Below are 25,272 nucleotides of genomic sequence, written 5' to 3'. Positions count from 1 at the left end.
CGTTTACATGTCCAGAATTGCCGGCTCACTAAGGCTATGTAGCTCAGCCGGTTAGAGCACAGCACTCATAATGCTGGGGTCGGTGGTTCGAGTCCACCCATAGCCACCAAGTCCGCTTGGTTTTCCAGTGAGAAAGTGCAACAATTGCACGCACGTTTTGCCCCGTCGCCAAGCGGTAAGGCACCTGACTCTGACTCAGGCATTCGGTGGTTCGAATCCATCCGGGGCAGCCAAATACGAAAGAGACCGATCGAAAGATCGGTCTTTTTTTTTGCTCCGCGCCGGGCCGGCTGAACGGGCACGCTGAACCGTATCGAGAATGATTCAGTTACGAAATTGACAACCATTCTCGTTTCGATTGGAATACGCACAGGCCGATCCGGGCCTGCCTGCCGAGTCCGCACGTGTACGTCTGCATCTGTAACGGGGTAACCGACCACCAGATCCGCGAAGCCGCCCAGAGCGGTGTCGCCAGCGTGTCCGAGCTGACCATGCGCACCGGCTGCGGCGCTACCTGCGGTTCCTGCCTGGACATGGCGGCCGACCTGCTGGCCAAGGCCCGCAACACCCACGACCTGCCGTTGCCTGTCCTGGGGTTGGCGCAGGTCGCGTAAACCGATCGATCATGATTCGCGTTCCCTCATCGTCTGCGGGGACGCGTTACAGTGCCGGCGTTTTCACGCTGCAGGAGCACGCTCATGAAAGGCGACACGAAGGTCATCGAATTCCTCAACAAGGTCCTCTACAACGAGCTGACCGCAATCAACCAGTACTTCCTGCATGCCAAGATGCTGAAGAACTGGGGTCTGAAGGAACTGGCCGACCACGAATACAAGGAATCGATCGAGGAGATGAAGCACGCTGACGTGCTCTCCGATCGCATCCTGTTCCTTGAAGGCCTGCCGAACTTCCAGGCGCTGGGCAAGCTGCGCATCGGCGAAAACCCCACCGAGATCCTGCAGTGCGACCTGGCGCTGGAGCGCGAAGGCACCGTCACCCTGCGCGAAGCGGTGGCTTATGCCGATTCGGTCGGCGATTACGTCAGCCGCCAGCTGTTCGTGAAGATCCTCGACAACGAGGAAGAGCATATCGACTGGCTGGAAACCCAGCTGGAACTGATCGAGCGCATCGGCGAGCCGAACTACCTGCTCACCAAACTGGAAGACTGATTCAGCGCGCGGCCGTGGCGCCGATGCCGGCCTGGTAGCCGGCCAGCGCCAGCCGTGCACGCGCGTATTCGGCAATCAGCAGCGCCACGGCCACGGCCGGGCGCTCCAGCGTGCCGGCGCGGGCGTCGTGTTCAATCCGACGTGCCGCCACCGACAACGCCATCGCCCCCACGTTCGCACTGGCCGACTTCAGGCTGTGCGCCAGCGCGCGCAGCGTTTCCAGGTCGGCGGCCACCGACGCGTCCTGCAGCTGCCGGATCAAGGGCGGGGTGTCTTCCAGGAACACGGCGATGATGGTGGCGGTCTCCGCACCAATCACCTCCTGCAGCTCATCCAGCACACCGGTGTCGAGCACCCCGGGCGAAACGTCGTCATTGCCGTTGTCTGCGACCAGCGGCGGCAGCGGCGGCGGCAATGGGGTGGGTGTATTGCGCGCGTCGGCGGCGTTGTCTTCCATCGTGAGCTGCCAGCGCAGCAGGCAGGCCTGCAGCGACTCGCGGTTGACCGGCTTGGACAGGTAATCGTCCATGCCCGCCTGCAGGCAGCGCTCGCGGTCGCCGGCCATCGCGTTGGCGGTCATCGCCACGATCGGCAGCCGGGGGCGGCCTTCCGCCGCTTCCTGCTCACGCCAGCGACGGGTAGCGCTGTAGCCATCCAGGACCGGCATCTGGCAGTCCATCAGCACCAGGTCGAAGGCGCGGGTCTGAAGCTGCAGCAGGCCCTGTTCGCCATCGGTGGCGGTGGTGACGGTGCAGCCCAGCACCTGCAGCAGGCGCTGGGCGACCAGCAGGTTGACGCTGTTGTCTTCCACCAGCAGCAGGCGCAGGCCCAGCTGCGGCGCGTCCACCGGACCGCTGTAGGGCTCCACGCTGGCCAGCAGGGGGGCCGGGCGCGCACTGGCCACTGCCGGGCGCAGCACCGCATGCAGGTCCACGTCACCAGCCTCGCGCGGCAACACGCAGGTGTTCTCGCGCAGCAGTGCGGCCAGCTGCTCGTCGCCCTGCAGCCAGAGCAGGCGCGGAGTGGGCGTGCGGGCATCGTGCAGCACCGCGCGGTGCAGGGCGGTGGCGCCGTGGCGTAGTGCATGGGTGTCGGCGATCACCCAGGCAAGGTCCGGCTCGATCCCCGGGCGTACCGGCGCGCGCAGGATGTCCAGCGCGGCGGATGCGCTGTCTACCGTGTGCAGGCGGATGTCGTGGTGCTGCAGCACGCGCTGCAGGCGTTGCACCAGCAGCGGGTCTTCGCTGACCAGCAGGGCGCGCGTGGTGAGCGGCGCGGCCGGCAGGTCGCCGACGACCTTCAGCAGCGGAATCTCGAACCAGAACGTGGCGCCGTGGCGCGGGGTCGAACTCACCCCGATGTTGCCGTGCATGAGGTCGATGATGCGCTTGCAGATGGCCAGGCCCAGGCCGGTGCCGCCGTAGATGCGCGTGGTGGAGGCATCGGCCTGGCTGAAGGACTGGAACAGGCGCGCCTGCAGGGTGCCGTCGATGCCGATGCCGGTGTCGATGACTTCGAAGCGCAGCTGGTGCTGGCTGGCGGTCTCGCCCTGGCGGGTCACGCGCAGGCGGATCTGGCCGCGCTCGGTGAACTTGATGGCGTTCACCATCAGGTTGCCCAGCACCTGGCGCAGCCGCACCGGGTCGCCGCGCACCGACAGGCGCACGGCGGGGTCCAGTTCCAGCGACACCGCCAGGCCCTTGGCTTCAGCGCTGCGCTGCATGAGCTGGACGATGCCCTCCAGCAGCTCGCGCAGGTTGAACGTCGTGATCTCCAGGTCCAGGCCTTTGGCCTCCAGCCGGGAGTAATCCAGGATGTCATCGACGATGCGCAGCAGCTGCTGCGAACTGACCGTGGCGGTCTGCAGCATCTGCCGCTGGTCGGTGCCCAGCTGGCCGCGCGCGATAAGGTCCAGCATCGGCAGGATGCCGTTGAGCGGCGTGCGGATCTCGTGGCTCATGGTGGCCAGGAACTCGCCCTTGGCCAGCGCGGCGGCCTCGGCCGCCTGCTTGGCCTGCAGCAGCTCCTGTTCCAGCATGTCCTGCTGCTGCATGGCGCGCTGCAGGTGGTCGCGCTCAACGGCCAGCGCCTCGTGGCGGCGCTGCCCCAGGGCCAGCTGCGCCTGCACCTCGCGCCAGCGGCTCACGCCGACCAGCGCGGCGATCAGCGCCACTGCGGCGGTGGCAGCGGCAATGACCGGCCATGGGCCGTTGGCGCCGGCGGCGGCCATGCCGCTGGCGGTAGCGGCAAGGGCGGCCGCGATCGCCGCCAGCCACAGTGCGAAGGGAACCCGTCCTTGGGCCGTCATGCTCAGAGCACCGCGGTGTGGAAGTCGAAGTTCAGCTCGCTCCCGGCCGACTGCACCATGTTGCCCTGGATGAAATCGACCCCGCCCATCCACATCGCCGCTGCGGCCTGCGGGTCTTCGATCTGCTGGCCGATGATCTGTGCCCCGGCACGGTGCGCGGCATCGATCGCGCCACGCAGTTCATCGCGGGTCTGCTGGTTGGCATGGCTGCTCGAGAAACGGGCGGCCATGCGCACGAATGCCAGCGGCAGCTGGCCAAGCAGGGCATTGGCTTCACCGCTGGGCTCGAACTGGCTCAGGCAGAAGCGCACCCCGGCCGCGCTCATGCGCGAGCAGAACTGCTGCAGGGTGACGGTGTGGATCAGTGCGTCGGGCAGGCGCACGTCAATGACCAGCGCGCTGCCCGGCAGTCCACGCTGCTGCAGCGTTTCCAGCAACCAGTCGGCGAAAGCATCGCGGGCCAGGGTGCGCAGCGACTGCGACACGAACAGGCTCAGTGGCTGGGTGGCGTGCCGGTACAGATCGAGCAGGCCCAGCGCATGGTCCAGCACCTGCTGGTCGAGGTCGGCGATGCGACCGGCCGCTTCCGCAGCGGGGATCACCTGGCCCGCGTTGAGTACGCTGCCATCGGCCTGGCGCAGGCGCAGCAGCACCTGGTACTGGGCGGTATTGCCACCGGCCACCGCCACGATCGGCTGGTAGGCCGGTTCCAGCTGGCCTTCGAGCATGGCCAGGTGTTCCTGCGCGGCGATGTCCTCGCGCCGCACGTGCGCGGCCACGCCGGAGGGCAGCAGCCGCGCCTGCAGCGTGGTGCGCTCCACCGCTTCCAGCGCCGTGCCGGCATCGCCAAAGCCACCGGAGAGTTGTGCATGCCCGACCACGCCGCGCAGGTGCACCGATTCCTCATCGCGGATCACGAACGAGCGCGCGGACAGTTCATCGCGCAGCTGGTGCGCCATCGCGTCCAGTGATTCCTCGTCCAGGCCACGCGCCACGACGAGGAAGCTGTTGTCGTTCAGGCGCGCCAGCAGGTGCGGGTGTGCGTTGTCGGCCAGCCGCTGCGCGGCCTGCACCATCAGCCGTTCGAACGCGGCATAGCCGTAGCGTTCGCGCAGCCCCAGTGCGCTGGCCACCTCGATGAAAAACAGGCCGCCATGCTCGCCGTGCGCCAGCGCCGCGCCGAGCTGATGCATCACGTGGTGGCGGGTCGGCAGGCCGGTCTCCGGGTTGTTCATGGCCGGCGCGCCCTGCGCACCCGGCTGCAGCGCCGCCTGCGCGCGGGCGCGGCGGATGCGGTTGGAGACGGCGGCAATCAGGTGGCGCGGGCGGATCGGCTTGCTGAGGAAATCGTCGGCGCCGCTGTCGAGCACTTCGAACTGGCGCTCCGGGTCCGGGTCGCCGCTGAGGAATACGATCGGCAGCAGCTGCTGGCCGGGCTGCTGGCGGATCAGCGCGGTCAGGCGCATGCCATCCAGGCCCGGCAGGTGCAGGTCCATCAGGATCAGGTCCGGGCGCTGTTCGTTGATCACCTGCTGCACGCCTTCGGCGTCGCTGTGCACGATCGCTTCCATGCCGGCGCCATGCAGCACGCTCTGTGCGAACAGGGCCTGCGAGCGGTCGTCTTCGACGATCAGCACACGGTAGGGCGCCTCGCTGCCCAGCGGTGGCGTAGTGGCATCGTCCTGCTGCCACTGCGATGGCGGCAGCACCGGCGGGGTGGACACGGCAGCGGCGGCGGCAGCGTTGAGCGGCACCACGTTGCTGGGCGCGGGCGCCACGGCGGGCGCGTCGGCGCTGGCCCAGCGCTGCCAATGATCGGCGGGCGGGGTTTCGGCGCGGGTGGCGCGGGTGGATGCAACAGCGTTGTCTTGGACGGCCATCAGTACTCCCAGTCTGCGGCGCGATTATGCGGCATCGCGGTCGGCCAGTGCCCCGGGCTTGCCCGCCGGTTGCCGCAACAGCCAGCGCATGCCCTTCCAAAGGGTGCGCCAGACCAGCCAGACCACCAGCGCGCCCACCAGGCTGCAGGCCACCACGACGATCAATGCCAGCCACGGGTGCGCCAGCGCCAATGCCAGGCCGCCCACCACCACCGTGTCTTCCGCGGCCGAGGCGACCCAGTTGCTGGCCGGTTCGGGCGAGGTATTGAGCAGGGCGCGGGTACCCGATTTCAGGCCATGGCTGGCCAGGGCCACGCCGGCACCTGCGGCCAGCGCCGTGGTGCTGAGTTCGCCCGTGGGCGAGAGCGTGGCTGCAGCCAGGAAGGCACCCGCCGGTACCCGGGCCAGGGTCTGCACCAGGTCCCAGGCCGAGTCCACCCCGGGGATCTTGTCGGCGAAGAATTCGGTGATGGCCAGCGCGGCCGAGGTGCCCAGCACCCACCAGGACTCGGTCGCCTGCAGCGCCGGCGGCAGCTCGACCCAGCCCAGCATGCCGGCCAGGCCCACCCCGAACACCGTGAGGTACACGCGGATGCCGGCCAGCCAGGCCAGCAGGATGCCGATCACGAACAGGTGGGCCTCGGTCATGGCAGGCGCTCCGGCGAAAGTGTGCACAGGCCCACACTATCGGGGATGACGTCCCTGAACGCTACTGCCCCGCAGGGGGTCAGGGGCGAAAAATGTGCCAACCCTGACTTACACTAAGCAGTCGCTCTTCCCGACAGGGGCCGTGTCGGTATCGCCCAAGCTGCGGTGCCGCCGTATTCGCCATGAACAACCCGACACCTTCCCGCATCCAGATCCGCCGCCCCGGAACCCCGGTGGCGCCCGATCGCCGCCGGCTGCTGATCCTGGCCGGCATCTGGCTGGCCAGCCTGGTCCTGGCCGCGCTGCTGGGGCGCTGGACCGCCGGCCCCGGCGGTGACGCCGGCCGCCAGCTGGACGCCGCCCAAGCGCGTGCCGAAACGCTGCAGAAGCAGGTGGTGGAACTGCAGCAGACCCAGGCCACCCTGCAGGCGTCGGACCGGATCAGCCGCGCGGCCAACAACGAGGTGCAGACCTCGCTGGGCGAGCGCGACGAGGAAATCGCCGGCCTGCGTGCCGACGTGGCCTTCTACGAACGCCTGGTCGGGTCCACCAGCCAGCGCAAGGGCCTGAACACCCATTCCATTGAATTTTCGCCGGAAACGGCGGGCACCTGGCAGTACGCCGTAGTGCTGACCCAGAACCTCAACCGTGGCGCGATCAGCCAGGGCCAGATGCGGTTTACGGTTGAAGGCGTCAAGGACGGCAAGTTGACCTCGGTCAGCTGGGACGAGCTGCACCAGCGCACCAAGGTGCCGGGCCAGGAGTATTCCTTCCGGTACTTCCAGCAGCTCACCGGCAGCGTCATGTTGCCCAAGGACTTCACCCCGCAACGTGTGCGGGTCACGCTGGGAAGCGGCGCAGGGGGCGCCACCCAGGTATTCGACTGGAAGCAGTCCGGAGCACCGGCTGCAGCAACGGCAAAAGAAGGGGAGTAAGCCCATGTTTGGCAGCAACAAATCCAACCGCGACGGGCATCTGGTCGTGGACGCGCTGATCGGCGCGCAGGTGGTGATCCGGGGAGACGTGGAATTCAGCGGTGGCCTGTATGTGGAAGGCACCATCCTGGGCAAGGTGATCGCCCAGGAAGGCGCGACCACGGCCACCCTCACGCTGGCCGAGCAGGGCAGCATCGAAGGCGAGATCCGCGCCCACGTGGTGGTGCTCAGTGGCCGCCTGGATGGCGACGTGCATGCCAGCGAGCGGGTCGAGCTGACCCCCAGCGCCCGGGTCACCGGCAATGTCCACTACCAGGTGGTGGAAATGAACGCAGGCGCCCAGCTGACCGGCCGTCTCATCCATGGTGGCGCCCAGATGGCGCTGCCGCCGCCGGCCGACGACAGTGCCGACCGCAAGGATGGCAAGGACGGCAACGCGCGCAGGAAGCTGGCCGATGCCATGGCCTGAACGGCCGGTGCTTGAAAGCGTGCCCATGCACCCCCATGCTGGGTGCATGAGCACGCTAGTTTCCCTGCCCGGCGCCCCCACCCCCGCCGCTGCGCCGAATTACCAGTCGCTGGACCGTCCCCTGAACTTCACCGAAGCCGCCGCGGCCAAGGTCAAGGAACTGATCCAGGACGAGGCCAGCGATGCATTGGCCCTGCGCGTCTACATCCAGGGCGGTGGCTGTTCCGGCTTCCAGTACGGCTTCGAGTTCGACGAGAACCGCGCCGAGGATGACCTGGCCGTGGACACCAACGGCGTCACCCTGCTGGTCGATCCGCTCAGCCTGCAGTACCTGATGGGCGCCGAAGTGGATTACACCGAAAGCCTGACCGGCGCGCAGTTCGTGATCCGCAATCCGAACGCGAAGACCACCTGCGGCTGCGGCAGCAGTTTCAGCATGTGATCGCCATGGCGGTGCGGCACGGCACCGCTTGCTGTTCCGGTTGAATCGCGGCAGGCTTCAGGGATGTCCAATGTCTCTTTGCCGCTTGCCGGTTTTGCTTTCACCACCGACCCCCTTGAACGCGCCGATACCCTGCGCGACGACGCCGATGCGTTGTTGCGGCTGTGGCCGAAGGCGCACGTGCTGGTGCTGGATCCCGATGGCCGCGCGCTGGCCGGTGACGACGGCCAGCCGCTGGCGCTGACCGGCGCCCAGGTCGGGGGCGGCCCCGGCACGGCCATCTTCCTCGGCCTGCGCGGCGAGCAGGCGTGGTTCTCGGTCGAATCGGCCGCCGTCGATATCCCGGCGCCCCAGCGCGTGGACCTGCGCGAATCGGCCACCACCTGGTCGGCCGCCGATGCCAGCGCCTTCTGTTATGCCCGCGGCATGTCGTACTGGCAGTCCCGCACCCGCTTCTGCGGCGTGTGCGGCGGCGCCGTGGCCTTCACCCGGGGTGGCTTCATCGGCCGCTGCGTCGCGTGCAGCACCGAACACTACCCGCGCGTGGACCCGGCGGTGATCGTGGCGGTGGAAAGCAACGGGCGCCTGCTGCTCGGCCGCCAGGCCAACTGGGCCCCGCGCCGTTACTCGGTGCTGGCCGGGTTCGTGGAGCCCGGCGAGTCGCTGGAACAGACCGTGGTCCGCGAGGTTTTTGAGGAAAGCAAAGTACGGGTGCGCAGCTGTCGCTACCTCGGTACGCAGCCATGGCCGTTCCCGGGCGCGCTGATGCTCGGCTTCAGCGCTACGGCCGAAGACGACGTGCCCACCGTGGATGGCGAGCTGGAAGACGCGCGCTGGTTCACTGCCGAGGAAGTGGGCGCGGCGCTGGCCCGTGACATCGAGGACGATGGGGTGGGCATCCGCCTGTCGCCGCCGATCTCGATATCACGCAGCCTGATCGAGCACTGGTACCGCAGCCAGGTGAGCTGAGCCGGGCACCACGTTGCCGCTGCCTGAACACGGGGCGGCATACATTACCTGTGACCCGGGGAATTGCCGGGTCCCAAGGCATAGTAGCGCCCAGAAACCGAACGGAGGCCGCCATGTTCACCACCCTGGTCGCAGTACTGGTCGCCTTGGCCCTGGGCCATGTCGCGCCTGCCGCGGCCGTGGCGCTGCGTCGATTCGGCTGGTACCGGCGCTGGCTGCAGTGGCTGGACGCTCACGCGGCCGAAACCGGCTTCTGGCGTGGGCGCCACGGCTGGCTGGTGGCGGTGGTTCCGTTCGTGCTGGTGCTGGCCCTGCTGCAATGGGCGCTGCATGACCGTCTGTTCGGGTTGCCGTCGCTGCTGCTGGGCATCGCCACGCTGGTGATGTGCTGGGGTCCGCGCGACCTGGACCGTGACGTGGAAGCGGTGATCGACGCCGATGACGCGCCCGCCCGGCATTCGGCTATCGGCCAGCTGCAGTCCGCCGGCGGCAGCCTGCACGAGGACGTGCCCTCGCTGGTGGAAGCCACCGTACTCAACGCACTGCGGCGCTGGTTCGCGGTGCTGTTTTGGTTCCTGCTGCTGGGCCCTGTAGGCGCGCTGGCGTACCGCCTGCTCGCGCTGCTGGCGGTGGGGCCGATGCGCTCGTTGGCCGACGTGGAGACGGTGGTCGGCGCACGCCAGGTGCTGTCGTGGCTGGAGTGGCCGGTGGCGCAGCTGATGTCGCTGTCGATGGCGCTGGTGGGCAACTTCGACACGGCCTTCAAGGTCTGGCGCGAGGCGCACGGCAATAGTTGGGCCGCGTCCACCGATTTTCTGGGCGCCGTGGCGCGTGCCAGTGTCAGTGCCGAACTGCGCGAAGACGCGCACGATTACAGCGACGCGGGCATGGTGCCGGTGTGGCGCCGCCTGCCGGAGCTGCGCGATGCGATGAGCCTGGTCTGGCGCATGCTGTTGTTGTGGATGGCAGCGCTTGCGTTGCTGGTCATCGCCGGTTGGGTGACCTAGGGCGCCAACAGCGCGAACGGCATCCATGGCAGGTTGCGCAGCACTGCATAGCCGACCAGCAGCACCAGCCAGAAGGTGGGATTGGCCAGCACCCGCATCAGCGGGTCCAGTGCGCGCATGCGCACGCCTGCGTTGTTGAGCAGCATCAACAGCAGGAATGGCAGCGAGATCACCAGCAGCGGATTCATCGCCATCGCGCCGGACCAGTCGAAGTGGACCAGCGAATACAGGCAGCGGGTGCTGCCACAGCCGGGACAGTACAACCCGGTCAACGCATACAGCGGGCAACCCGGCAGCCGACTATTCCCGGCATACGGGCTGACATGACGCAGCACTACGGTTGCGCCCACGGCCAGCCCGGCCGTGACGGCCAGCGGCGCCCAGCGCGACAGGGTGGAACGGGAAGGCAGGCTCATGACGGCAGAACGGCCCGAGCCGGGCACCCTGCGCGGGCGCCGGACCGGGCCGTCCAGGGGGCGATCAGTAGTTGCCGCCGCTCATTGCGCCGCCGACGCCCATCACCACCACCAGGATGATGTAGAGCACGATGGCCACGACGCCGATGATGGCCGACCACATGGCCCACTTCTTGGCGTTGTTCGACGATTCCTGCGCGCCGGCGATGTCACCCGAGGCCAGCTTGCCATTGACCTGGGCGGCATACACGATCGAGACGATGCCGGCCGGCAGGCAGCAGAACAGGGTGGTCAGGATGGCCCAGACCAGGTGGTTGGGGACTTGCGGGGCAGTGGCGTTCATCAGTGAAGCTCCATTTTCTTGGGTGGGTTGAACGAAGGGTGTTTCACAGGTCGGAAAGAGCGCCCAGCGCGGCCATGCCGCCAAACAGGCCAAACCACAACAGCAGCAGTACCGGCAGGGCCAGCGCCGATGCCAATGCCCATCCACCGGCCTTGCGCGATGCGTCGTAGGCACCGGCCAGGTCGCCGGCCGCGCGGCGGCCATCGACCTGGGCCGCGTACACGATCGACACCACGCCCAACGGCAGGCAGCAGAACAACGTTGTCAGGATCGCCCAGACCAGATGGTTGGGGACGACAACGCCCGACGGGGTCGGTGGCGGCAGATGATTCAAGTACGACTCCATTCCATTGGTTGTCCCTTGGCATCTCCCAACGCCAAGCGACACCCCCTATGGGCGGTAATCTACCCGATGTTCCCGCCGATGTATGCGTTTACATGAGCGCCGCATTGGATTTCTTTGCGGAATACCCTGATCTGGTCGCTTTCAGCCTTGATCGCCGCGCAGTGTTCTGACCTGCGCTTCCAGCCCCTCGGCGGTGGCCGCTGCGCCGTCGACCGGCGGGCCGGCCATGACCTCGACGTGGGCGCGCAGGCGGCGCGGCACCCGCATGCGCCCCAGGCGCGTATCGCGGCGGCTCCACATGCTGGTCCACATGCCGCGCAACGCCATCGGCACCACCGGCACCGGCCGGCGCTCGAGGATTTTCTCCACGCCGGATTTGAAGGCGGCCATTTCGCCATCGCGGGTAAGCGCACCTTCGGGGAAGATGCAGACCAGCTCACCTTCGGCCAGCGCCTTGTCCACTTCATCGAACGCGGCCTGCATCAGCGCCGGGTTCTCGCGCGCGCCGGCAATCGGAATGGCCTTGGCGGTGCGGAAGATCCAGCGCATCACCGGGATGTTGAAGATCTTGTAATACATGACGAAGCGCACCGGGCGCGGGATCGTTGCCGACAGGATCAGCGCGTCCATGTAGCTGACATGGTTGCAGACGATCAGCGCGGCGCCTTCATCCGGCACGTTGGCTTCAATGCCATGCGGGCGCAGGCGGTACAGGAAGCGCACCATCACCCAGCTGAGGAACCGCATCAGGAATTCGGGCACGATGGTGAAGATGTAGATCGCCACCACCGCATTGGCGATCGCCAGCGCGAGGAACAGCTGCGGGATCGTCCAGTGCAGGAATTTCTGCGTGGCCAGCGCAATCATCGCCGCGGCGACGATGAAGCCGGAATTCTGGATGTTGAGCGCGGCGAACACGCGCGACATTTCCGATTTCGGCGTGCGGCTCTGGATCAGCGCGAACAACGGCACCACGAAGAAGCCGGTGAACAGGCCGATGCCCACCAGGTCGACGATGATGCGAATGCTGCCCGGCGCGGCCACGAAGGCGGCCACGCCCAGGCCCGCCGTGGTGGCGGTGCCGGCGCGCGCGAAGTACAGGTCCAGCATGAAGGCGGTCATGCCGAAGGCGCCCAACGGCACCAGGCCGATTTCCACGGTGCGGCCGGACAGTTTTTCGCACAGCAGCGAGCCCACGCCGGTGCCGATCGAAAACAGCGCCAGCGCGAAGATGTACAGGGTCGGTTCGCCGCCCAGGTTGACCACCGCGTAGGTGGGCAGCTGCGAGGTGAGCATGGTGCCCACGAACCAGAACCACGACACGCCCAGGATGGCATTAGCCACGGCCTTCTGCTTCTTGGCCAGGCGCAGCACCGCCAGCGATTCCGGGATGGGGTTCCAGTTGATCTTCAGGTCGGGCGCGCCGGCATCGACCCTGGGGATCATGCGCGCGGTGATGTTGCCGGCAATGGCCAGCGCGATCACTGCCGTTGCCGCCACGATCGGGCCGAAACTGCCGGCCAGGGTGAAGATGATGCCGCCGCTGATCATGCCGGTCAGGATCGACATGGAGGTGCCCATTTCGACCAGGCCGTTGCCGCCGGTGAGCTCTTCGGGCTTGAGCACCGAGGGCAGCACCGAGTACTTCACCGGGCCGAACAGCGTGGACTGCAGGCCGGTACAGAACAGGGCAACGAGCAGGATCGGCATGCTCTGGGTGAGGAAGCCGACCGCGGCCAGGGTCATGATCCCGATCTCCATCGTGGTGGTGATCACGATCAGCCGCGATTTCTCCAGCTTCTCGGCGATCTGCCCGGCCAGGGCGGAGAACAGGAAGTAGGGCAGGATGAAGATGGCCGGCGCCAGCGTGGTGTACAGCGACTGCTCGGCCTGGCTCACGCCGAGGTAGAACAGCAGGCCGATGATGGCCTGGCGGTATACGTTGTCGTTGAACGCCCCCAGCGACTGCACGATGAAGAAGGGCAGGAAGCGGCGCTGGCGGAGCAGGGCGAACTGACTGTGGCCGGACATGGAATCTCCTTGCGAACCGGCGCAGCCTATCACGCGGTCCCGGTCCCTATTTCGTTCGCGGCGGCGCGCAGCTTGGGCAGCAGGCGCAGCATCAGGCCGATCTGGGTGCGGATCAGCTGCAGCTTCGGCGGCATCTCATCATTGAGCTGCTCCAGCTGCTCGGCCAGGGCCCGGTCGCCCTCGTTGGCGGCCTCGTCCACTGGTTCGCGCCGTTCCAGCGCGCCGGCGATCTGCTGCATGGCCTGCTGCACGCGTTCGCCGCTGGAACGGGCCAGGGGGTCCTGCGCATAGCTGTCCAGCTGCGCGCGGTGGGCGCCGAGCGCGGACAGGTGGCCGAGCAGGGTGTTGGACAGCGCCAGGAAGCGGAAGCCGGCGTCCAGGTTGCCGCGCACGTGGCCCGGTTCGCGCAGCATGTTGGACAGCGCGGTGGACAGGGCGACGTCTGCGTTGTGCATGTCGCGGCGGGCGATGCGGTAGGCCAGGTCGTCCTGCATGCCGCTGCCATACTGGCCCAGCACCGCCTGCAGGTAGCCGGCGCAGCGTTCAAGCACGCGCGCCATGACCAGGTCGAGGCGGCGGCCCTGCCAGTCGGGCAGGATCAGGAACGCGGCGGCGGCGGCGATCGCGCAGCCCAGCAGGGTATCGACCAGCCGCGGCCAGATCAGCAGGAAGCCATCGCCGATGAGGTTGAAGCAGGTCAGTGCCATCACGGTGATCGCGGCCGAGGCGACCAGGTAGCGGTCGCTGCGGGTAAAGAAGAACAGCAGCGCGGAAAGCAGGGCGATCAACAATTCGATGCGCAGGTCCTGGAACAGCTGCATCAGCGCCCAGGTGAGCACCAGCCCGATCAGGGTGCCGGCGATGCGCTGGGCCAGCCGCTGGCGGGTGGCGCCGAAGTTGGGGCGGCACACGAACACGATGGTGAGCAGCACCCAGGAGCCGTTCTGGGCATTGAACAGGCGGATGGCGGCAAAGCCCACGATCAGCGCCAGCGCCATGCGCAGGCCGTGGCGGAACAGCAGCGAGCCGGGAGTGAGCTGCTGGCGGATGCGCACGCCCATTTCGCGCAGGGTATGCGGGTTGGTGTCGCGCAGGCGGGTGTCGACGTTGTCCAGGGTGGATTCGGACTTGGCCGCTTCGGACAGGCGGCGTTCGATGCTCTGCAGGTTGTGGCCAAGCAGTTCCAGCGAGGAGAGCAGGCGCTGCCACTGGGGGTTGTGCTGGGCGCGCAGCCAGGCGAGGGAATCGGTGAGGTCGGCGGTGGCCTGGCGGGTCCGGTCGCCGTACTGGAACGGCCGGCGCATGCGGATGGCGGTGCCCAGGTTGGCACACGCTTCGCCCTGCAGGGCGAGCAGGCGCTGGCAGCGGTAGAGCACGTCGCTGTGGAAGAAGGCGTCGGTGAGCGCGCCATAGGGGTAGTGCGAGGAACTGGCGCGTTCGTGGAAGTCCTGGGCCATGTAGTACAGGCGCAGGTACAGGCCGGATTGCACGCCCGGGCGGCCGGAGCGGCCAAACCGGGCCAGGATGGCGGTCTTGGCGATGTTGAGCGCTTCAACGACGCGGCGGTTCTGTTCGGCCAGGGCCAGCTGGCGCTTCTGCACGTCGGCATCGCGCACCGGTTCGAACAGGTCGGCCTTGAGCTGAAGATAGCGGCCGAGTTCAAGGTAGAGGCGGGCGAGGCGTTCGCGCACGGGGCGGTTGGCGAACAGGGCGGTCCACAGGATGGACAGCAGGCCGTACCAGAGGGCGCCGGCCAGCAGGTGGCTGACGGCGCTGATGGCCTGGGCGCGGTCGTCCGCGCCGTGCTGTTCGAGGCCGATCATGGTGTAGATGGCCAGGGTGACCGTGGCCTGGGCGATGGAGGCATAGCGTTCGCCAAGCGCGCCGAGCAGGGTCAGGCTGAAGGTGGACAGGGCCAGGGCCGCAATGAACAGCCACGGCCAGGCGAACAGCTCGACCACGGCGGCGGCGGCCACCACGAAGCACAGCAGGGAGAGGGCGACGGATTTGGTGCGGCCCCACCAGTTGTCATCGGTTTCGGCAATGGCGCTGGCGATGATGCCGAGGAATACGCCGGGCAGCGCAGGCAGCTGGTCCAGGTGCCAGCACACGCCCATGGCCACGGACAACGCAATGAACACCCGCAGCCCGTAGCTGGCCTTCTCATGCGCCCACAGGCGACTCAGGCGGGATTCTCGGGCGGACATGCGGACTCGTCGGGCGGTGGCACCTCATTATTGCGTCATCGCGGTGAAGCCGACATAGCCGGTTGGTAGGTACCCACCCCCGCCGGCCTCACCGCTCGCAACGAATGAAATGACGGGCTGCTACGCCCTTCGCTTACAGATCAAACCTGACGCTGACCGCGAACGTGCGCGGCAGGCCGATGCCGGCGTTGGACCAGTACTTCCTGTTGGTGAGGTTTTCGACGCTGGCGCGCCAGGTGACCGGGTGGCCGTTGGCCTGCATGCGGTAGCCGACGCCGGCGTTGACCAGGGTGTAGTCGGGCAGCTTGAGGGTGTTGTCGGCGTCGTAGTACACGTCGCCGTAGTAGCGGGCCAGCGCGTACAGGCCCAGGCCTTCCACCTGCGGCACGCTGTAGTCGGCGTGCACCACGCCGTTCCAGTGCGCTGCGCCGGCGGTGCGGTTGCCTTCCTGGGTGCTGCTGTCGGGCGAGAGCTTGTCGTAGGTCGGGTCCAGCCAGGTCACGCCGCCGCCGAGGGTGAAGGCGTCGGTCAGGCGGACGTCGCCGCTCACTTCCACGCCCTCGTACAGGGTGATGCCGTCCTGCACCAGCAGTTTGCCGCCGCTGGTCAGGCGGTCGATGTTGGCACCGCGCTCCAGTCGGAACGCAGCCGCGTTGGCGTTCCAGCGTGGGTACTCGATCTTGGCGCCGATCTCGAACTGCTTGCTGATGGTCGGGTCGAGCACGTCGCCGGCGTTGATGTAGTCGCTGCCCACCCGGCTGCCCGCTTCCAGCGATTCGACGTAGCTGGTGTAGAGCGTGACTGCATCGGCCGGCTTGAACATCACCGCGTAGGTCGGGGTGACCGGGTAGGTGTGGTAGGCACCCTTGGTCTCGAAGTCGTTGTAGCGCGCACCGGCCAGCACCGACCAGCCGTGGCCGAAATCCACCGTATCGCTGACGAACACCGCCTGCTGTACGGTTTCGCTGCCGCGGGTGAGCTCCTGCGAACCGACGGCGTCATGGCGCAGGGTGGGGCGCTGGTAGAGGTTGCCACGGCCGATGGTGTTCCATTCGTAGGGGCGGTCCCAGCCCAGCCCGGTCTGGTGCGAGACGCCGGCGACGAGCTGGTGCGACAGCGGGCCGGTCTGGAAGCGGCCCTGCACGATGGCCTGGGCCAGCTTCCACTCGCTCTTGCCGCCGAGCTCGTAGACGTTGACGTCGTAGTCGCCATTGACGTCGTCGATGTAGGCGAAGATCTTGTTCACGTCGTTCCACGACGAGGTGTAGCCATAGCTCAGGCTGGCCTTCCAGTCGTCGTTGATCTGCCAGTCCAGGGCAGTGGAGAGCAGGCTGGAGCGGGTGTCGTAGAAGGTGCCCGGAATGGCGTTGTTGACATCGCCGGCGATCGGGCGCGGCAGTTCGGTCAGGCCGATGAAGTAGTACTGCGGCGATTCCTCGCTGAGATCGCGCTCCTGGAACACGCCATCGAAGGTCCAGGTGAGCGCATCGCCCAGGCGTGCATCCAGCGACAGCGCACCGACCTTGCGGTTCACTTCGCCACCGTTGAAGGTTTCGCCCTTCTCCTGGTAGGCGTTGAAGCGGTAGCCGAACATGTCTTCGTTGCCGACGCGGCCGCCGACATCGACCTGGCCGCTGACGATGCCCTGTTCGCGCCAGCCGAGCTGCGCGGAGAAGGTGGGGGCATCGGTGGGCTTCTTCGTGACGTAGTTGATGATGCCGCCGGGCTGGCCGAAGCCGTACATGAAGCCACCCGGGCCCTTGAGCAGCTCCACCTGTTCCATCACTTCCAGCGGCCACTCCGTGCCCCACGAGGAGACCTGCAGGCCGTTGACGCGGTAGCTGTCATAGCTCAGGTCGATGCCGCGGTTGCGGATCGGCGAGCTCCAGCCACTGGCGTAGGCGCTGACCTGGGTGACCACCGACGGGTCGGTCAGGAACGCCTCGCCCAGCGAGACCACCTGGCGCTTCTCGATGTCCTCGCGGCCGATGACGGAGATCGCGAACGGGGTATCGCGTACCGGGCGGTCGCCCAGGGCGCCGGTCTCGGTGTGGGTGCGTTCGGCGGTGACTTTCACCGCGTCCAGCTCGGTGGCCGAGCGGGACTGCGCGTGTGCCGCGCAGGCCAGCGACAGCGACAGGGCAAGCAGGGCCGGGCGCAGGGCGTGGCGCGGAAATACGGAAGCAGGCATCGAGTGGGGGTGCTCTGCGGACAGCAGCACACCGTCCGCGATCAGTTGAAAGCGGAAGAAGAGGGCGTGGCTGAGTCGGGGCACTGCCCGCAAAGGCGGAGTCAGCGCGGTGCGCGAGGCGCGGCAGGACCGTGGCTGGTGCGAATTGTTCTCTTTTGAGTGCCGCGCGTCAAATGATCGTCATGAACGCGGTAGCGCACGACCGTTGGTCGTGCGCCGCGTTACGCGCGTGCAGCGCGCTTGATCATCGCCTTCTCGCGCCGGCGCGCGCGCCAGCCGCGCCAGTGCTGCTGCAGGCACGAGAAGATCACATACAGCGCCGGGGTGCTCAGCAGGGTCAGGCTCTGCGAGAACAGCAGCCCGCCGATCATCGCAATGCCCAGCGGGCGACGCAGCTCGGACCCTTCGCCCAGGCCGATCGCCAGCGGCACCGCCGCCAGGATCGCCACCATGGTGGTCATCATGATCGGGCGGAAGCGCACGATGCTGGCCTCGCGCACCGCTTCCAGCGGGCTCTTGCCGTGCTCACGCTGGGCCACCACGGCGAAGTCGATCATCATGATCGCGTTCTTCTTGACGATGCCGATCAGCAGCACCAGCGCAATCATCGAGATCACCGACAGCTCGGTATTGGTCACGAACAGCGCCAGCAGCGCGCCCACGCCCGCCGCCGGCAGCGTGGACAGGATCGTCACCGGGTGCACCAGGCTTTCGTACAGCATGCCCAGCACCAGGTACACGGTGATGATGGCGGCCAGCACCAGGATCAGCATCGAATTGGGGTTGAGCTGCACGTTGAAGCCGCCGCCATCGCTGATGCGGATGTCGCCGGGCAGGCGCAGCCCGTCCACGGTGGCCTTGATGATCGCCTCGCCTTCGCCGGTGCTCACGCCCGGGGCCAGGTTGTAGCTCAGGTCCATCGTGGTGTACTGGTTCTGGTGGGTGATCTGCGGCGGGGCCAGCCCGGGGACCTGGCGCGCCACGGCGGTGATCGGGATCATCTCGCCGTTGCCGGCACGCACGTGGATCTCATCCAGCGCGCGCGGGGTGGCGGTCTGCTCCGGCAGCGCGTTGACCACCACGCTGTACTGGTTGATGTCCGAGTAGATCGTAGAAATCTGCCGCTGGCCGAACGCGCCATACAGCGCGCCATCGATCGCGCCGACCGACACGCCCAGGCGCGCGGCCTTGGCCCGGTCGATCTCGATGTTCTGGCGCAGCCCGGCGGTGTCCACGTCGGTGCCGACGTCGCGCAGCATGGGGTTCTTCTTCAGTGCGGCCTGCACCTTGGGCAGCCATTCCTGCAGCTGGGCCAGGTCGTTGCCCTGCAGCGACACGCGGTACTGCGCGCCCTGGCTGTTGCCGCCGCCGCCATCGCTGGGAAGATCCTGGATCGCGCGCAGGCGCAGCTCCAGGTCGGGGTAGCGGTCGGCCTTGGCGCTCAGCCGGGCCAGCGCCTGCGCGGTGGTTTCGCGGCGGCCTTCCTTGCGGGTCTTCAGCTCGATGTTGAACTGCGCGCTGGACCCCTGGCGGCCGCTGCCCAGGCGCACGCCCACGGTTTTCACCGCCGGGTCGGCCATCAGCATATCGGTGATGCGGCGCTGGCGGTTGACCATGTCTTCGAAGGACACCGTCGCGCTGGAGTTGGCGCGGCCCCAGATCAGGCCGGTGTCCTGCGGCGGGAACGAGCCCTTCTTGACCGCGCCCGCCAGCATCACCGTGGCCACGATCAGCAGGATCGGGGTCAGCGACAGCAGCAGCGCGTGGCGCAGCGAGAAGTCCAGGCAGACGGTGTACACGCGCAGCATGCGGTCGTGGGTGGCATCCAGGAAGCGGCCGATCCGCGAGGGCTTGTCCGGCTCCGTGTGGGCGCTGAGGAAGCGGCTGCACAGCGCCGGGGTGAGCGTGAGCGAGACGATCATCGAGACCACGATGGCGGCCACCAGGGTCACGGTGAACTCGCGGAAGAACGCACCGACCATGCCGCTGGCAAACAGCAGCGGAATGAACACCGCCACCAGCGAGGCGGTGATGGAGACGATGGTGAAGCCGATCTCGCGGGCGCCGGTCAAGGCCGCCTGCATGCGCGGCATGCCTTCGTCGAGGTGGCGCATGATGTTTTCGATCACCACGATCGCGTCATCGACCACGAAGCCGATCGCGATCACCAGCGCCAGCAGGCTCAGGTTGTTCAGGGTGAAGCCGAACACGTACATCACCAGCGCCGCACCCGCCAGCGACAGCGGCACGGTGATCGCCGCGATCAGGGTCGGCGCCAGCCGGCGCAGGAACAGCGCCATGGTCAGGATCACCATCGCCAGGCTGATCAGCAGGGTGATCTGCACTTCGTGCAGCGACGAGCGGATGGTCGGGGTGCGGTCGAAGTACGGGGTGAGCGTGGTGCCCGGCTGCAGGTAGTCGCGCAGCATCGGGATCTGCGCCTTGACCCGGTCCACCGTCTCCACGATGTTGGCCCCGGCGCGGGTGAACACATACATCACCACCGCCGGTTTGTGGTCGAACCACGCGGCCTGGTAGGCGTCCTGCTGGCCGTCGTAGACGTTGGCCACGTCCTTCAGGCGGATCACCCGGCCATCATCCTGGGTCTTGATCACCAGGTTGGCGAAGTCGGCCGCGCGCGCCACTGAATCGTTGGCGATGATCGCCGTTGTGGTGTTGCCATCGGTCAGGAAGCCGGTGGGCGAGGTCACATTGGCGGCGCGCACCGCATTGCGCAGGTCGTCCGGGGTGAGGTTGAGCGCATTGAGCAGGCGCAGGTTGACGTCCACCCGCACCGCCGGGGTGGAGGCGCCGGCGATGTCCACCGACGACACCCCGCTGATCTGGCGGATGCGCTGGGCCAGCAGCGAATCGGCCACGTTGTACAGCTCATCGGCCGACTGCGTCTGCGAGGTCAACGCGATGGCGATGACCGGATCGTCGTTCGGGTTGGCCTTCTGGAACATCGGCGAACCCAGCCCGGAGGGCAGGTCGGCCTGGGCCGAGTTGATCGCGGTCTGCACGTCCAGCGCGGCCGAATCGATGTCGACCCCGCTCTGGAAGATCATGAAGACCAGCGAGCTGCCTTCGGAGCTGGACGAGCGCATCTGGTCCACGCCGGGCAGCTGGCCCAGGTGGCGCTCCAGCGGCGCGGTGACCGTGGAGGCCATCGTGGTGGCGTCCGCGCCGGACTGGCTGGCGTGCACGAAAATCACCGGGATCTGGATGTTCGGCAGTGCCGACACCCCCAGCTTCAGGTAGCACATCAACCCGACCACGAACAGGCCGATGGCCAGCAGCGCGGTGCCGATCGGGCGGCGGATGAACGGGCCGGAGATGTTCACGCGCGGTCCTGTGAGGTGGCGTTGCGCAGCGCGCGCTGTTCACGGCGCTGGCGCAGCCATTCGGAGTAGCGCTCCATGTACAGGTAGATCACCGGCGTGGTGTACAGCGTGACCAGCTGCGAGATCAGCAGGCCGCCGACGATGGCGATGCCCAGCGGGCGGCGCAGCTCCGAACCGATGCCGGTGCCCAGCGCCAGCGGCAACGCGCCCAGCATGGCCGCGGCGGTGGTCATCATGATCGGGCGGAAGCGCAGCAGGCAGGCGCGGCGGATCGCTTCGTGCGCGTTGGCTCCGGCGCGGCGCGCCTCGATGGCGAAGTCCACCATCATGATGCCGTTCTTCTTGACGATGCCGATCAGCAGCACGATGCCGACAATGCCATCCACCGACAGGCTCAGCCCACACACCATCAGTGCCAGCAGCGCGCCCACGCCGGCCGGCGGCAGGGTGGAAATGATCGTGATCGGGTGGATGTAGCTCTCGTACAGCACGCCCAGCACGATGTAGATCACCACCAGCGAGGCCAGCAGCAGCCACACCACGTCGGTCTGGCTGCCGGTGAACTCGGCGGCCTTGCCGATGAACTGCGCGTGCACCTGCGCCGGCATGTCGAGGCTGGCGCGGGTCTCTTCGATCGCCTTGACCGCATCGGACAGCGAATAGCCCGGGGCGATGTTGAACGAGACCGTCACCGCCGGCAGCTGCTGCTGGTGGCTGACCACCAGCGGGGTACTGGTGACCTTGCCTTCGGCCAGCGCCGCCAGCGGAATGATGTTGCCCGCACCTACCGGAATGCCGGTGTTCTGCGCGCCGATACCGGTGGCGGTGGAGGAGTTGGACGAGGTGACCTGGCCGAAGTTGGTGGCATTGCTGCCGGTCAGCGCGCCGGCGCCGTTGGAGGCCACCGCCAGCTGGTTCATCAGGGCGGTGCTGGTGCGGAACTCCGGCGCCACTTCCAGCACCACGCGGTACTGGTTGAGCTCGGTGAAGATGGTCGAGATCTGGCGCTGGCCGAAGGCGTCGTACAGCGTGTCGTCGATGGTCTGCATCGGCACGCCCAGCACGCTGGCCTTGTCGCGGTCGATGTTCAGCTCCAGCGCGCGGCCCTGGTTGGACAGGTTGTTGTCCACATCCGCCAGTTCCGGACGCTGGCGCAGCGCCTCGGTCAGGCGGGTGGCCTGCAGCGCAACCTGCGCGCTGTCCACGTCCGACAGCGAGTACTGGTACTCGGTCGCGGCCACGCGGGTATCCAGGGTCACGTCCTGCACCGGCTTGAGGTACAGCGCCACGCCGGGGATGCCGGCCACGGCCTGCTGCAGGCGCGGCAGGATGTCTTCCAGCCCGTCGCGGTCGCCGCGCTCCTTCAGCACGATCGACAGCTGGCCCTGGTTGAGCGTGGGGTTCATGCTGCCGGCGCCGATGAAGGCGGCCACGCCGGTCACCGCCGGGTCCCTGCGCAGCGCTTCGGCCACCGCCTTGGTGCGCTGCTCCATCTGCGGGAACGCGATGTTCTGGTCGGCCTGGACCACGCCGGTGATCAGCCCGGTGTCCTGCTCGGGCAGCAGGCCCTTGGGAATGACGATGTACAGCACCACGGTCAACACCAGCGCGCCGGCGGCCACCGCCAGGGTCATGCGCTGGTGGTCCAGCACCCAGTCCAGGCTGCGTTCGTACAGGCCGACGGTGCGGCTCCACACGGTCTGCTTGCCGGCCGCATGCGCACGCTCGTGCGCATCCTCGCCCTCGGGCAGCGCGTCGGGCTTGAGCAGGTAGGCGCACATCATCGGGGTGAGCGTCAGCGAGATCAGCATCGACAGCACCACCGCGATGCTCAGCACCCACGCGAACTCGTGGAACAGGCGGCCGGTGACGCCAGGCATCAGCAGCAGCGGCAGGAACACCGCCACCAGCGACACGGTGAGCGAGAGCACGGTGAAGCCGATCTGGCGCGCGCCGATCTCGGCCGCTTCCGGTCCGCTCTTGCCCTGTTCGATATAGCGCACGATGTTCTCGATCATCACGATCGCATCGTCGACCACGAAGCCGGTGGCCACCACCAGCGCCATCAGCGACAGGTTGTCCAGCGACATGCCGGCAAAGGCCATCACCCCGAACGTGCCCGCCAGCGACAGCGGCACCGCCACCGAGGGAATGATCGTGGCCCACAGGCGGCGCAGGAACACGAAGATCACCGCCACCACCAGGCCGATGGTCAGGATCAGGGTGAACTGCACTTCATGCACGGAGGCGCGGATGGTCTCGGTACGGTCAGAGAACACTTCCAGGTGCACGTCGGCCGGCAGCACGTTCTGCAGCTGCGGCATCAATGCGCGGATGCGCTCCACCGTCTGCACGATGTTGGCACCGGGCTGGCGGCGGATTTCCAGCAGTACCGCCGGCTTGCCATCGGCCCAGGCGGCGAGCTGGTCGTTCTCCACGCCGTCGACCACCTCGGCCACGTCCGCCAACCGCACCGGCGCGCCGTTCTTGTAGCTGATGATGGTCTCGCGGTACTCCGCCGCGCTGGTCAGCTGATCGTTGGTGCCGATGCTGTAGGACTGGGTCTTGCCGTTGAGCGAGCCCTTGGGCGCATTGACGTTGGCCTGGGTCAGCGCGCTGCGCAGGTCTTCCAGGGTCAGGCCCATGTTGGACAGCTGCGCCGGGTTGACCTGGATCCGCACGGCCGGGCGCACGTTGCCGGCGATCGACACCAGGCCCACGCCCTGCACCTGCGACAGGCGCTGGGCCAGGATCGAGTCGGCGTAGTTGTTCACATCGCGCAGCGGCCGCGTGTCGGAGGTGAGCTTGAGGGTGATGATCGCCGCGTCGGCCGGGTTCACCCGGTTGTAGACCGGCTGGTACGGCAGCGATGACGGCAGGGTGGCCTGGCGGATCGCGGCCTGCACGTCCTGTGCGGCGATGTCGATGTCGCGGTCCATCGAAAACTGCAGGATGATGGTGGACAGGCCGGCCGACGAATCGGAGGTCATCAGCTCCAGCCCGGAGATCTGCCCGAATTGACGCTCCAGTGGCGTGGTCACCAGCGAGGCCATGGTGGTGGCGTTCGCACCCGGGTACTGGGTGGTGACCACCAGGCTGGGCGCATCGATTTCCGGCAGCGCCGAGACCGGCAGCTGGCGGTAGCCGAGGATGCCGAGCAGCAGCAGGCCCGCCATCAGCAGCGAGGTGGCGATGGGGCGGCGGATGAAGATCGTCGAAAAGCCCACGGGCGGATCCTTGCTGTTACGTCAGACGGCGATGCGGGAGGCGAACGCCGGCCACCTGGCCGGCGTTGGGGACACGGCGTGCGCGGTCAGCGCGGGCCGCCGCCACGACGCCCACCCGGGCCCTGTTTCTGCGCGGCGGCCTTGAGTTCGGCCTCGGTCGGCGCGGCCGGCGTCTCGCCCGGCTTCAGCGCGGTGACCTTGCTGCCCGGCTTGAGCCGGAACTGGCCTTCGCTGACCACGCGCTCACCGCCCTTCAGGCCTTCGGTGATCTGGATGTTGCTGTCGCCCACTTCCACGCCGCTCTTCACGGTCTGCATGGCCACCGTGTTGTCCGGCTTGACGATATAGACGTACTCGCCATCGGGCCCGCGCATGACGGCCTGAGTGGGGATGACCACGCCGCCGGCAATGGTGCGCAGCTGCATGCGCACGTTGACGAACTGGCCCGGCCACAGGGTGTTGTCTTGATTATCGAACAGGGCGCGCGCGCGGAAGGTGCCGCTGTCGCTGCTGATCTGGTTGTCCACCACGTCCAGCGTTCCGCCATCGGTGAGTACGTGCGAGTCGTTGCGGTCCAGCGCGGCGATGGTCACCGGGCCGGCCTGCTGGGCCTGGCGAACGTCCGGCAGCTGGCGTTCGGGCAGGTTGAACACCACGTGGATCGGGTGGATCTGGGTCAGGGTGACCAGCGCGGTACCGGCGCTGACCACATTGCCTGCATCCACCGCACGGATGCCGGCAATGCCGGAGATGGGCGCGGTCACGCGGGTGTACTGCAGCTGCACCTGGGCCGCGCGCATGCTGGCCTCATTGGCCGCCACCGCGCTTTCGTACTGGGCCACCTGGTTGCGCTGGGTGTCCAGGTCGGTCTTGGCGACGTACTGGCGGTATTCGGGCGAATTGGAGCGCTGGTAGTTCGAGCGCGCCGTGGCCAGCTGGGCCTGGTTCTGCTTCTTGGCCGCTGCCGCTTCGTCATAGCTGGCCTGCAGCGTGCGCGGATCGATCTGCGCCAGCAGGTCGCCCTGCTTCACTTCCTGGCCTTCCTTGAAGTTCAGGCTGATCAGCTGGCCGCCCACCTGCGGGCTTACGGTCACGGTGTTCATCGCGCTCACCGTGCCCAGCGCGCTGGCGTAGACCGGCACATCCTGGCGGGCCGCGTCGATCACCGTCACCGGCACCGGGCCGGTATCGCGTTCGCCGTCCTTGCCGGCCTCGGCCTGCGCCCCTGGCTTGGCATCCTTGCCCTTGCCACCGTTGAGCAGGTGCATGCCGACCAGCCCCACCACCAGCACTGCGATCACCAGCAGCACGATCTTCCAGAAACGCGACATTCAAAACTC

19 protein-coding genes and 2 tRNA genes are annotated in these 25,272 nt (G+C 67.5%); 9 read left to right on the top strand and 12 right to left on the bottom strand.

Annotation, left to right across the window (positions count from 1 at the left end; all coding sequences use genetic code 11):
* Window positions 1-32 precede the first annotated feature (32 nt).
* The 4 genes from BAY15_RS17615 to bfr all read left to right on the top strand — a co-directional run bounded on the left by BAY15_RS17615 (window position 33) and on the right by bfr (window position 1,169).
* A tRNA-Met gene (locus BAY15_RS17615) sits at window positions 33-109 on the top strand.
* Between the two features lie 49 nt (window positions 110-158).
* Window positions 159-233, top strand: a tRNA-Gln gene (locus BAY15_RS17610).
* A 171-nt stretch (window positions 234-404) separates the two neighbouring features.
* Window positions 405-614: a (2Fe-2S)-binding protein gene (locus BAY15_RS17605; protein WP_068854279.1), complete on the top strand. Its 210-nt coding sequence runs from the start codon at window positions 405-407 to the stop codon at window positions 612-614.
* A gap of 84 nt (window positions 615-698) precedes the next feature.
* Window positions 699-1,169 (top strand): bacterioferritin, encoded by a 471-nt coding sequence (bfr, locus tag BAY15_RS17600; protein WP_068854278.1) that lies wholly within the window; start codon window positions 699-701, stop codon window positions 1,167-1,169.
* A gap of 1 nt (window position 1,170) precedes the next feature.
* Here the strand turns inward: bfr and BAY15_RS17595 are convergent, their stop codons facing one another.
* The 3 genes from BAY15_RS17595 to BAY15_RS17585 are packed head-to-tail and all read right to left on the bottom strand — an operon-like array spanning window position 1,171 to window position 6,005.
* Window positions 1,171-3,441: a hybrid sensor histidine kinase/response regulator gene (locus BAY15_RS17595; RefSeq protein WP_208856154.1), complete on the bottom strand. Its 2,271-nt coding sequence runs from the start codon at window positions 3,439-3,441 to the stop codon at window positions 1,171-1,173.
* A 38-nt stretch (window positions 3,442-3,479) separates the two neighbouring features.
* Window positions 3,480-5,357 (bottom strand): EAL domain-containing protein, encoded by a 1,878-nt coding sequence (locus BAY15_RS17590; RefSeq protein WP_093534915.1) that lies wholly within the window; start codon window positions 5,355-5,357, stop codon window positions 3,480-3,482.
* Window positions 5,358-5,381: 24 nt separating this feature from the next.
* A complete protein-coding gene (locus BAY15_RS17585; RefSeq protein WP_068854276.1) occupies window positions 5,382-6,005 on the bottom strand; it encodes a DUF4126 domain-containing protein in 624 nt (207 codons plus the stop codon).
* A 182-nt stretch (window positions 6,006-6,187) separates the two neighbouring features.
* Here BAY15_RS17585 and BAY15_RS17580 point away from each other — a divergent pair, with 182 nt between their 5' ends.
* The 5 genes from BAY15_RS17580 to ampE all read left to right on the top strand — a co-directional run bounded on the left by BAY15_RS17580 (window position 6,188) and on the right by ampE (window position 9,827).
* Window positions 6,188-6,940, top strand: a complete 753-nt coding sequence (locus BAY15_RS17580; RefSeq protein ID WP_068854275.1) for a DUF6776 family protein — start codon at window positions 6,188-6,190, stop codon at window positions 6,938-6,940.
* Window positions 6,941-6,944: 4 nt separating this feature from the next.
* Window positions 6,945-7,409, top strand: a complete 465-nt coding sequence (locus BAY15_RS17575; RefSeq protein WP_068854274.1) for a bactofilin family protein — start codon at window positions 6,945-6,947, stop codon at window positions 7,407-7,409.
* Window positions 7,410-7,455: 46 nt separating this feature from the next.
* Window positions 7,456-7,851, top strand: a complete 396-nt coding sequence (gene erpA, locus BAY15_RS17570; protein ID WP_068854273.1) for an iron-sulfur cluster insertion protein ErpA — start codon at window positions 7,456-7,458, stop codon at window positions 7,849-7,851.
* A 63-nt stretch (window positions 7,852-7,914) separates the two neighbouring features.
* On the top strand, window positions 7,915-8,820 hold the full coding sequence (gene nudC / locus BAY15_RS17565) for an NAD(+) diphosphatase (protein ID WP_068854272.1): 906 nt from the start codon (window positions 7,915-7,917) through the stop codon (window positions 8,818-8,820).
* Window positions 8,821-8,933: 113 nt separating this feature from the next.
* On the top strand, window positions 8,934-9,827 hold the full coding sequence (gene ampE / locus BAY15_RS17560; RefSeq protein ID WP_068854271.1) for a regulatory signaling modulator protein AmpE: 894 nt from the start codon (window positions 8,934-8,936) through the stop codon (window positions 9,825-9,827).
* Here ampE and BAY15_RS17555 read toward each other — a convergent pair.
* The 9 genes from BAY15_RS17555 to BAY15_RS17515 form a co-directional block, all read right to left on the bottom strand.
* Entirely contained in the window at window positions 9,824-10,243 is a 420-nt protein-coding gene (locus BAY15_RS17555) for a DUF2752 domain-containing protein (RefSeq protein ID WP_068854270.1), read from the bottom strand. The genes ampE and BAY15_RS17555 overlap by 4 nt on opposite strands.
* 64 nt (window positions 10,244-10,307) lie before the next feature.
* Window positions 10,308-10,586 carry a CD225/dispanin family protein gene (locus BAY15_RS17550; RefSeq protein ID WP_068854269.1) on the bottom strand — a complete coding sequence of 93 codons (279 nt, stop codon included), beginning with the start codon at window positions 10,584-10,586 and terminating at the stop codon, window positions 10,308-10,310.
* A gap of 43 nt (window positions 10,587-10,629) precedes the next feature.
* Complete coding sequence (locus BAY15_RS17545; RefSeq protein ID WP_414715859.1) at window positions 10,630-10,920, bottom strand: CD225/dispanin family protein; 291 nt, start codon at window positions 10,918-10,920, stop codon at window positions 10,630-10,632.
* A 153-nt stretch (window positions 10,921-11,073) separates the two neighbouring features.
* Window positions 11,074-12,963 carry an MFS transporter gene (locus tag BAY15_RS17540; protein ID WP_068854267.1) on the bottom strand — a complete coding sequence of 630 codons (1,890 nt, stop codon included), beginning with the start codon at window positions 12,961-12,963 and terminating at the stop codon, window positions 11,074-11,076.
* A 29-nt stretch (window positions 12,964-12,992) separates the two neighbouring features.
* Window positions 12,993-15,170 (bottom strand): YccS family putative transporter, encoded by a 2,178-nt coding sequence (gene yccS, locus BAY15_RS17535; protein ID WP_068854266.1) that lies wholly within the window; start codon window positions 15,168-15,170, stop codon window positions 12,993-12,995.
* A 133-nt stretch (window positions 15,171-15,303) separates the two neighbouring features.
* Entirely contained in the window at window positions 15,304-17,361 is a 2,058-nt protein-coding gene (locus BAY15_RS17530) for a TonB-dependent siderophore receptor (RefSeq protein ID WP_068854839.1), read from the bottom strand.
* Between the two features lie 221 nt (window positions 17,362-17,582).
* The gene (locus tag BAY15_RS17525; protein WP_068854265.1) at window positions 17,583-20,705 is read right to left on the bottom strand and encodes an efflux RND transporter permease subunit; all 3,123 of its coding nucleotides are present in this window, start codon (window positions 20,703-20,705) and stop codon (window positions 17,583-17,585) included.
* The gene (locus tag BAY15_RS17520; RefSeq protein ID WP_068854264.1) at window positions 20,702-23,932 is read right to left on the bottom strand and encodes an efflux RND transporter permease subunit; all 3,231 of its coding nucleotides are present in this window, start codon (window positions 23,930-23,932) and stop codon (window positions 20,702-20,704) included. The genes BAY15_RS17525 and BAY15_RS17520 overlap by 4 nt, the downstream gene beginning before the upstream one ends.
* An 86-nt stretch (window positions 23,933-24,018) precedes the next feature.
* The gene (locus tag BAY15_RS17515) at window positions 24,019-25,263 is read right to left on the bottom strand and encodes an efflux RND transporter periplasmic adaptor subunit (RefSeq protein WP_068854263.1); all 1,245 of its coding nucleotides are present in this window, start codon (window positions 25,261-25,263) and stop codon (window positions 24,019-24,021) included.
* Between the last annotated feature and the right edge of the window lie 9 nt (window positions 25,264-25,272).

Source organism: Stenotrophomonas rhizophila (genome assembly GCF_001704155.1).
Classification (GTDB): domain Bacteria; phylum Pseudomonadota; class Gammaproteobacteria; order Xanthomonadales; family Xanthomonadaceae; genus Stenotrophomonas; species Stenotrophomonas rhizophila_A.
Note: the sequence above shows the minus strand (reverse complement) of the source record. Positions and strands in the feature narration are given on the sequence as shown.

What these genes read in the sequence shown, in the direction of transcription:
- BAY15_RS17575 (WP_068854274.1), top strand. Translation starts at nt 6,945, where the DNA reads ATGTTTGGCAGCAACAAATCCAACCGCGACGGGCATCTGGTCGTGGAC.
- BAY15_RS17550 (WP_068854269.1), bottom strand. Translation starts at nt 10,586, where the DNA reads ATGAACGCCACTGCCCCGCAAGTCCCCAACCACCTGGTCTGGGCCATC.
- BAY15_RS17540 (WP_068854267.1), bottom strand. Translation starts at nt 12,963, where the DNA reads ATGTCCGGCCACAGTCAGTTCGCCCTGCTCCGCCAGCGCCGCTTCCTG.
- yccS (WP_068854266.1), bottom strand. Translation starts at nt 15,170, where the DNA reads ATGTCCGCCCGAGAATCCCGCCTGAGTCGCCTGTGGGCGCATGAGAAG.
- erpA (WP_068854273.1), top strand. Translation starts at nt 7,456, where the DNA reads ATGAGCACGCTAGTTTCCCTGCCCGGCGCCCCCACCCCCGCCGCTGCG.
- BAY15_RS17555 (WP_068854270.1), bottom strand. Translation starts at nt 10,243, where the DNA reads ATGAGCCTGCCTTCCCGTTCCACCCTGTCGCGCTGGGCGCCGCTGGCC.
- bfr (WP_068854278.1), top strand. Translation starts at nt 699, where the DNA reads ATGAAAGGCGACACGAAGGTCATCGAATTCCTCAACAAGGTCCTCTAC.
- nudC (WP_068854272.1), top strand. Translation starts at nt 7,915, where the DNA reads ATGTCCAATGTCTCTTTGCCGCTTGCCGGTTTTGCTTTCACCACCGAC.
- BAY15_RS17585 (WP_068854276.1), bottom strand. Translation starts at nt 6,005, where the DNA reads ATGACCGAGGCCCACCTGTTCGTGATCGGCATCCTGCTGGCCTGGCTG.
- BAY15_RS17530 (WP_068854839.1), bottom strand. Translation starts at nt 17,361, where the DNA reads ATGCCTGCTTCCGTATTTCCGCGCCACGCCCTGCGCCCGGCCCTGCTT.
- BAY15_RS17580 (WP_068854275.1), top strand. Translation starts at nt 6,188, where the DNA reads ATGAACAACCCGACACCTTCCCGCATCCAGATCCGCCGCCCCGGAACC.
- ampE (WP_068854271.1), top strand. Translation starts at nt 8,934, where the DNA reads ATGTTCACCACCCTGGTCGCAGTACTGGTCGCCTTGGCCCTGGGCCAT.
- BAY15_RS17590 (WP_093534915.1), bottom strand. Translation starts at nt 5,357, where the DNA reads ATGGCCGTCCAAGACAACGCTGTTGCATCCACCCGCGCCACCCGCGCC.
- BAY15_RS17515 (WP_068854263.1), bottom strand. Translation starts at nt 25,263, where the DNA reads ATGTCGCGTTTCTGGAAGATCGTGCTGCTGGTGATCGCAGTGCTGGTG.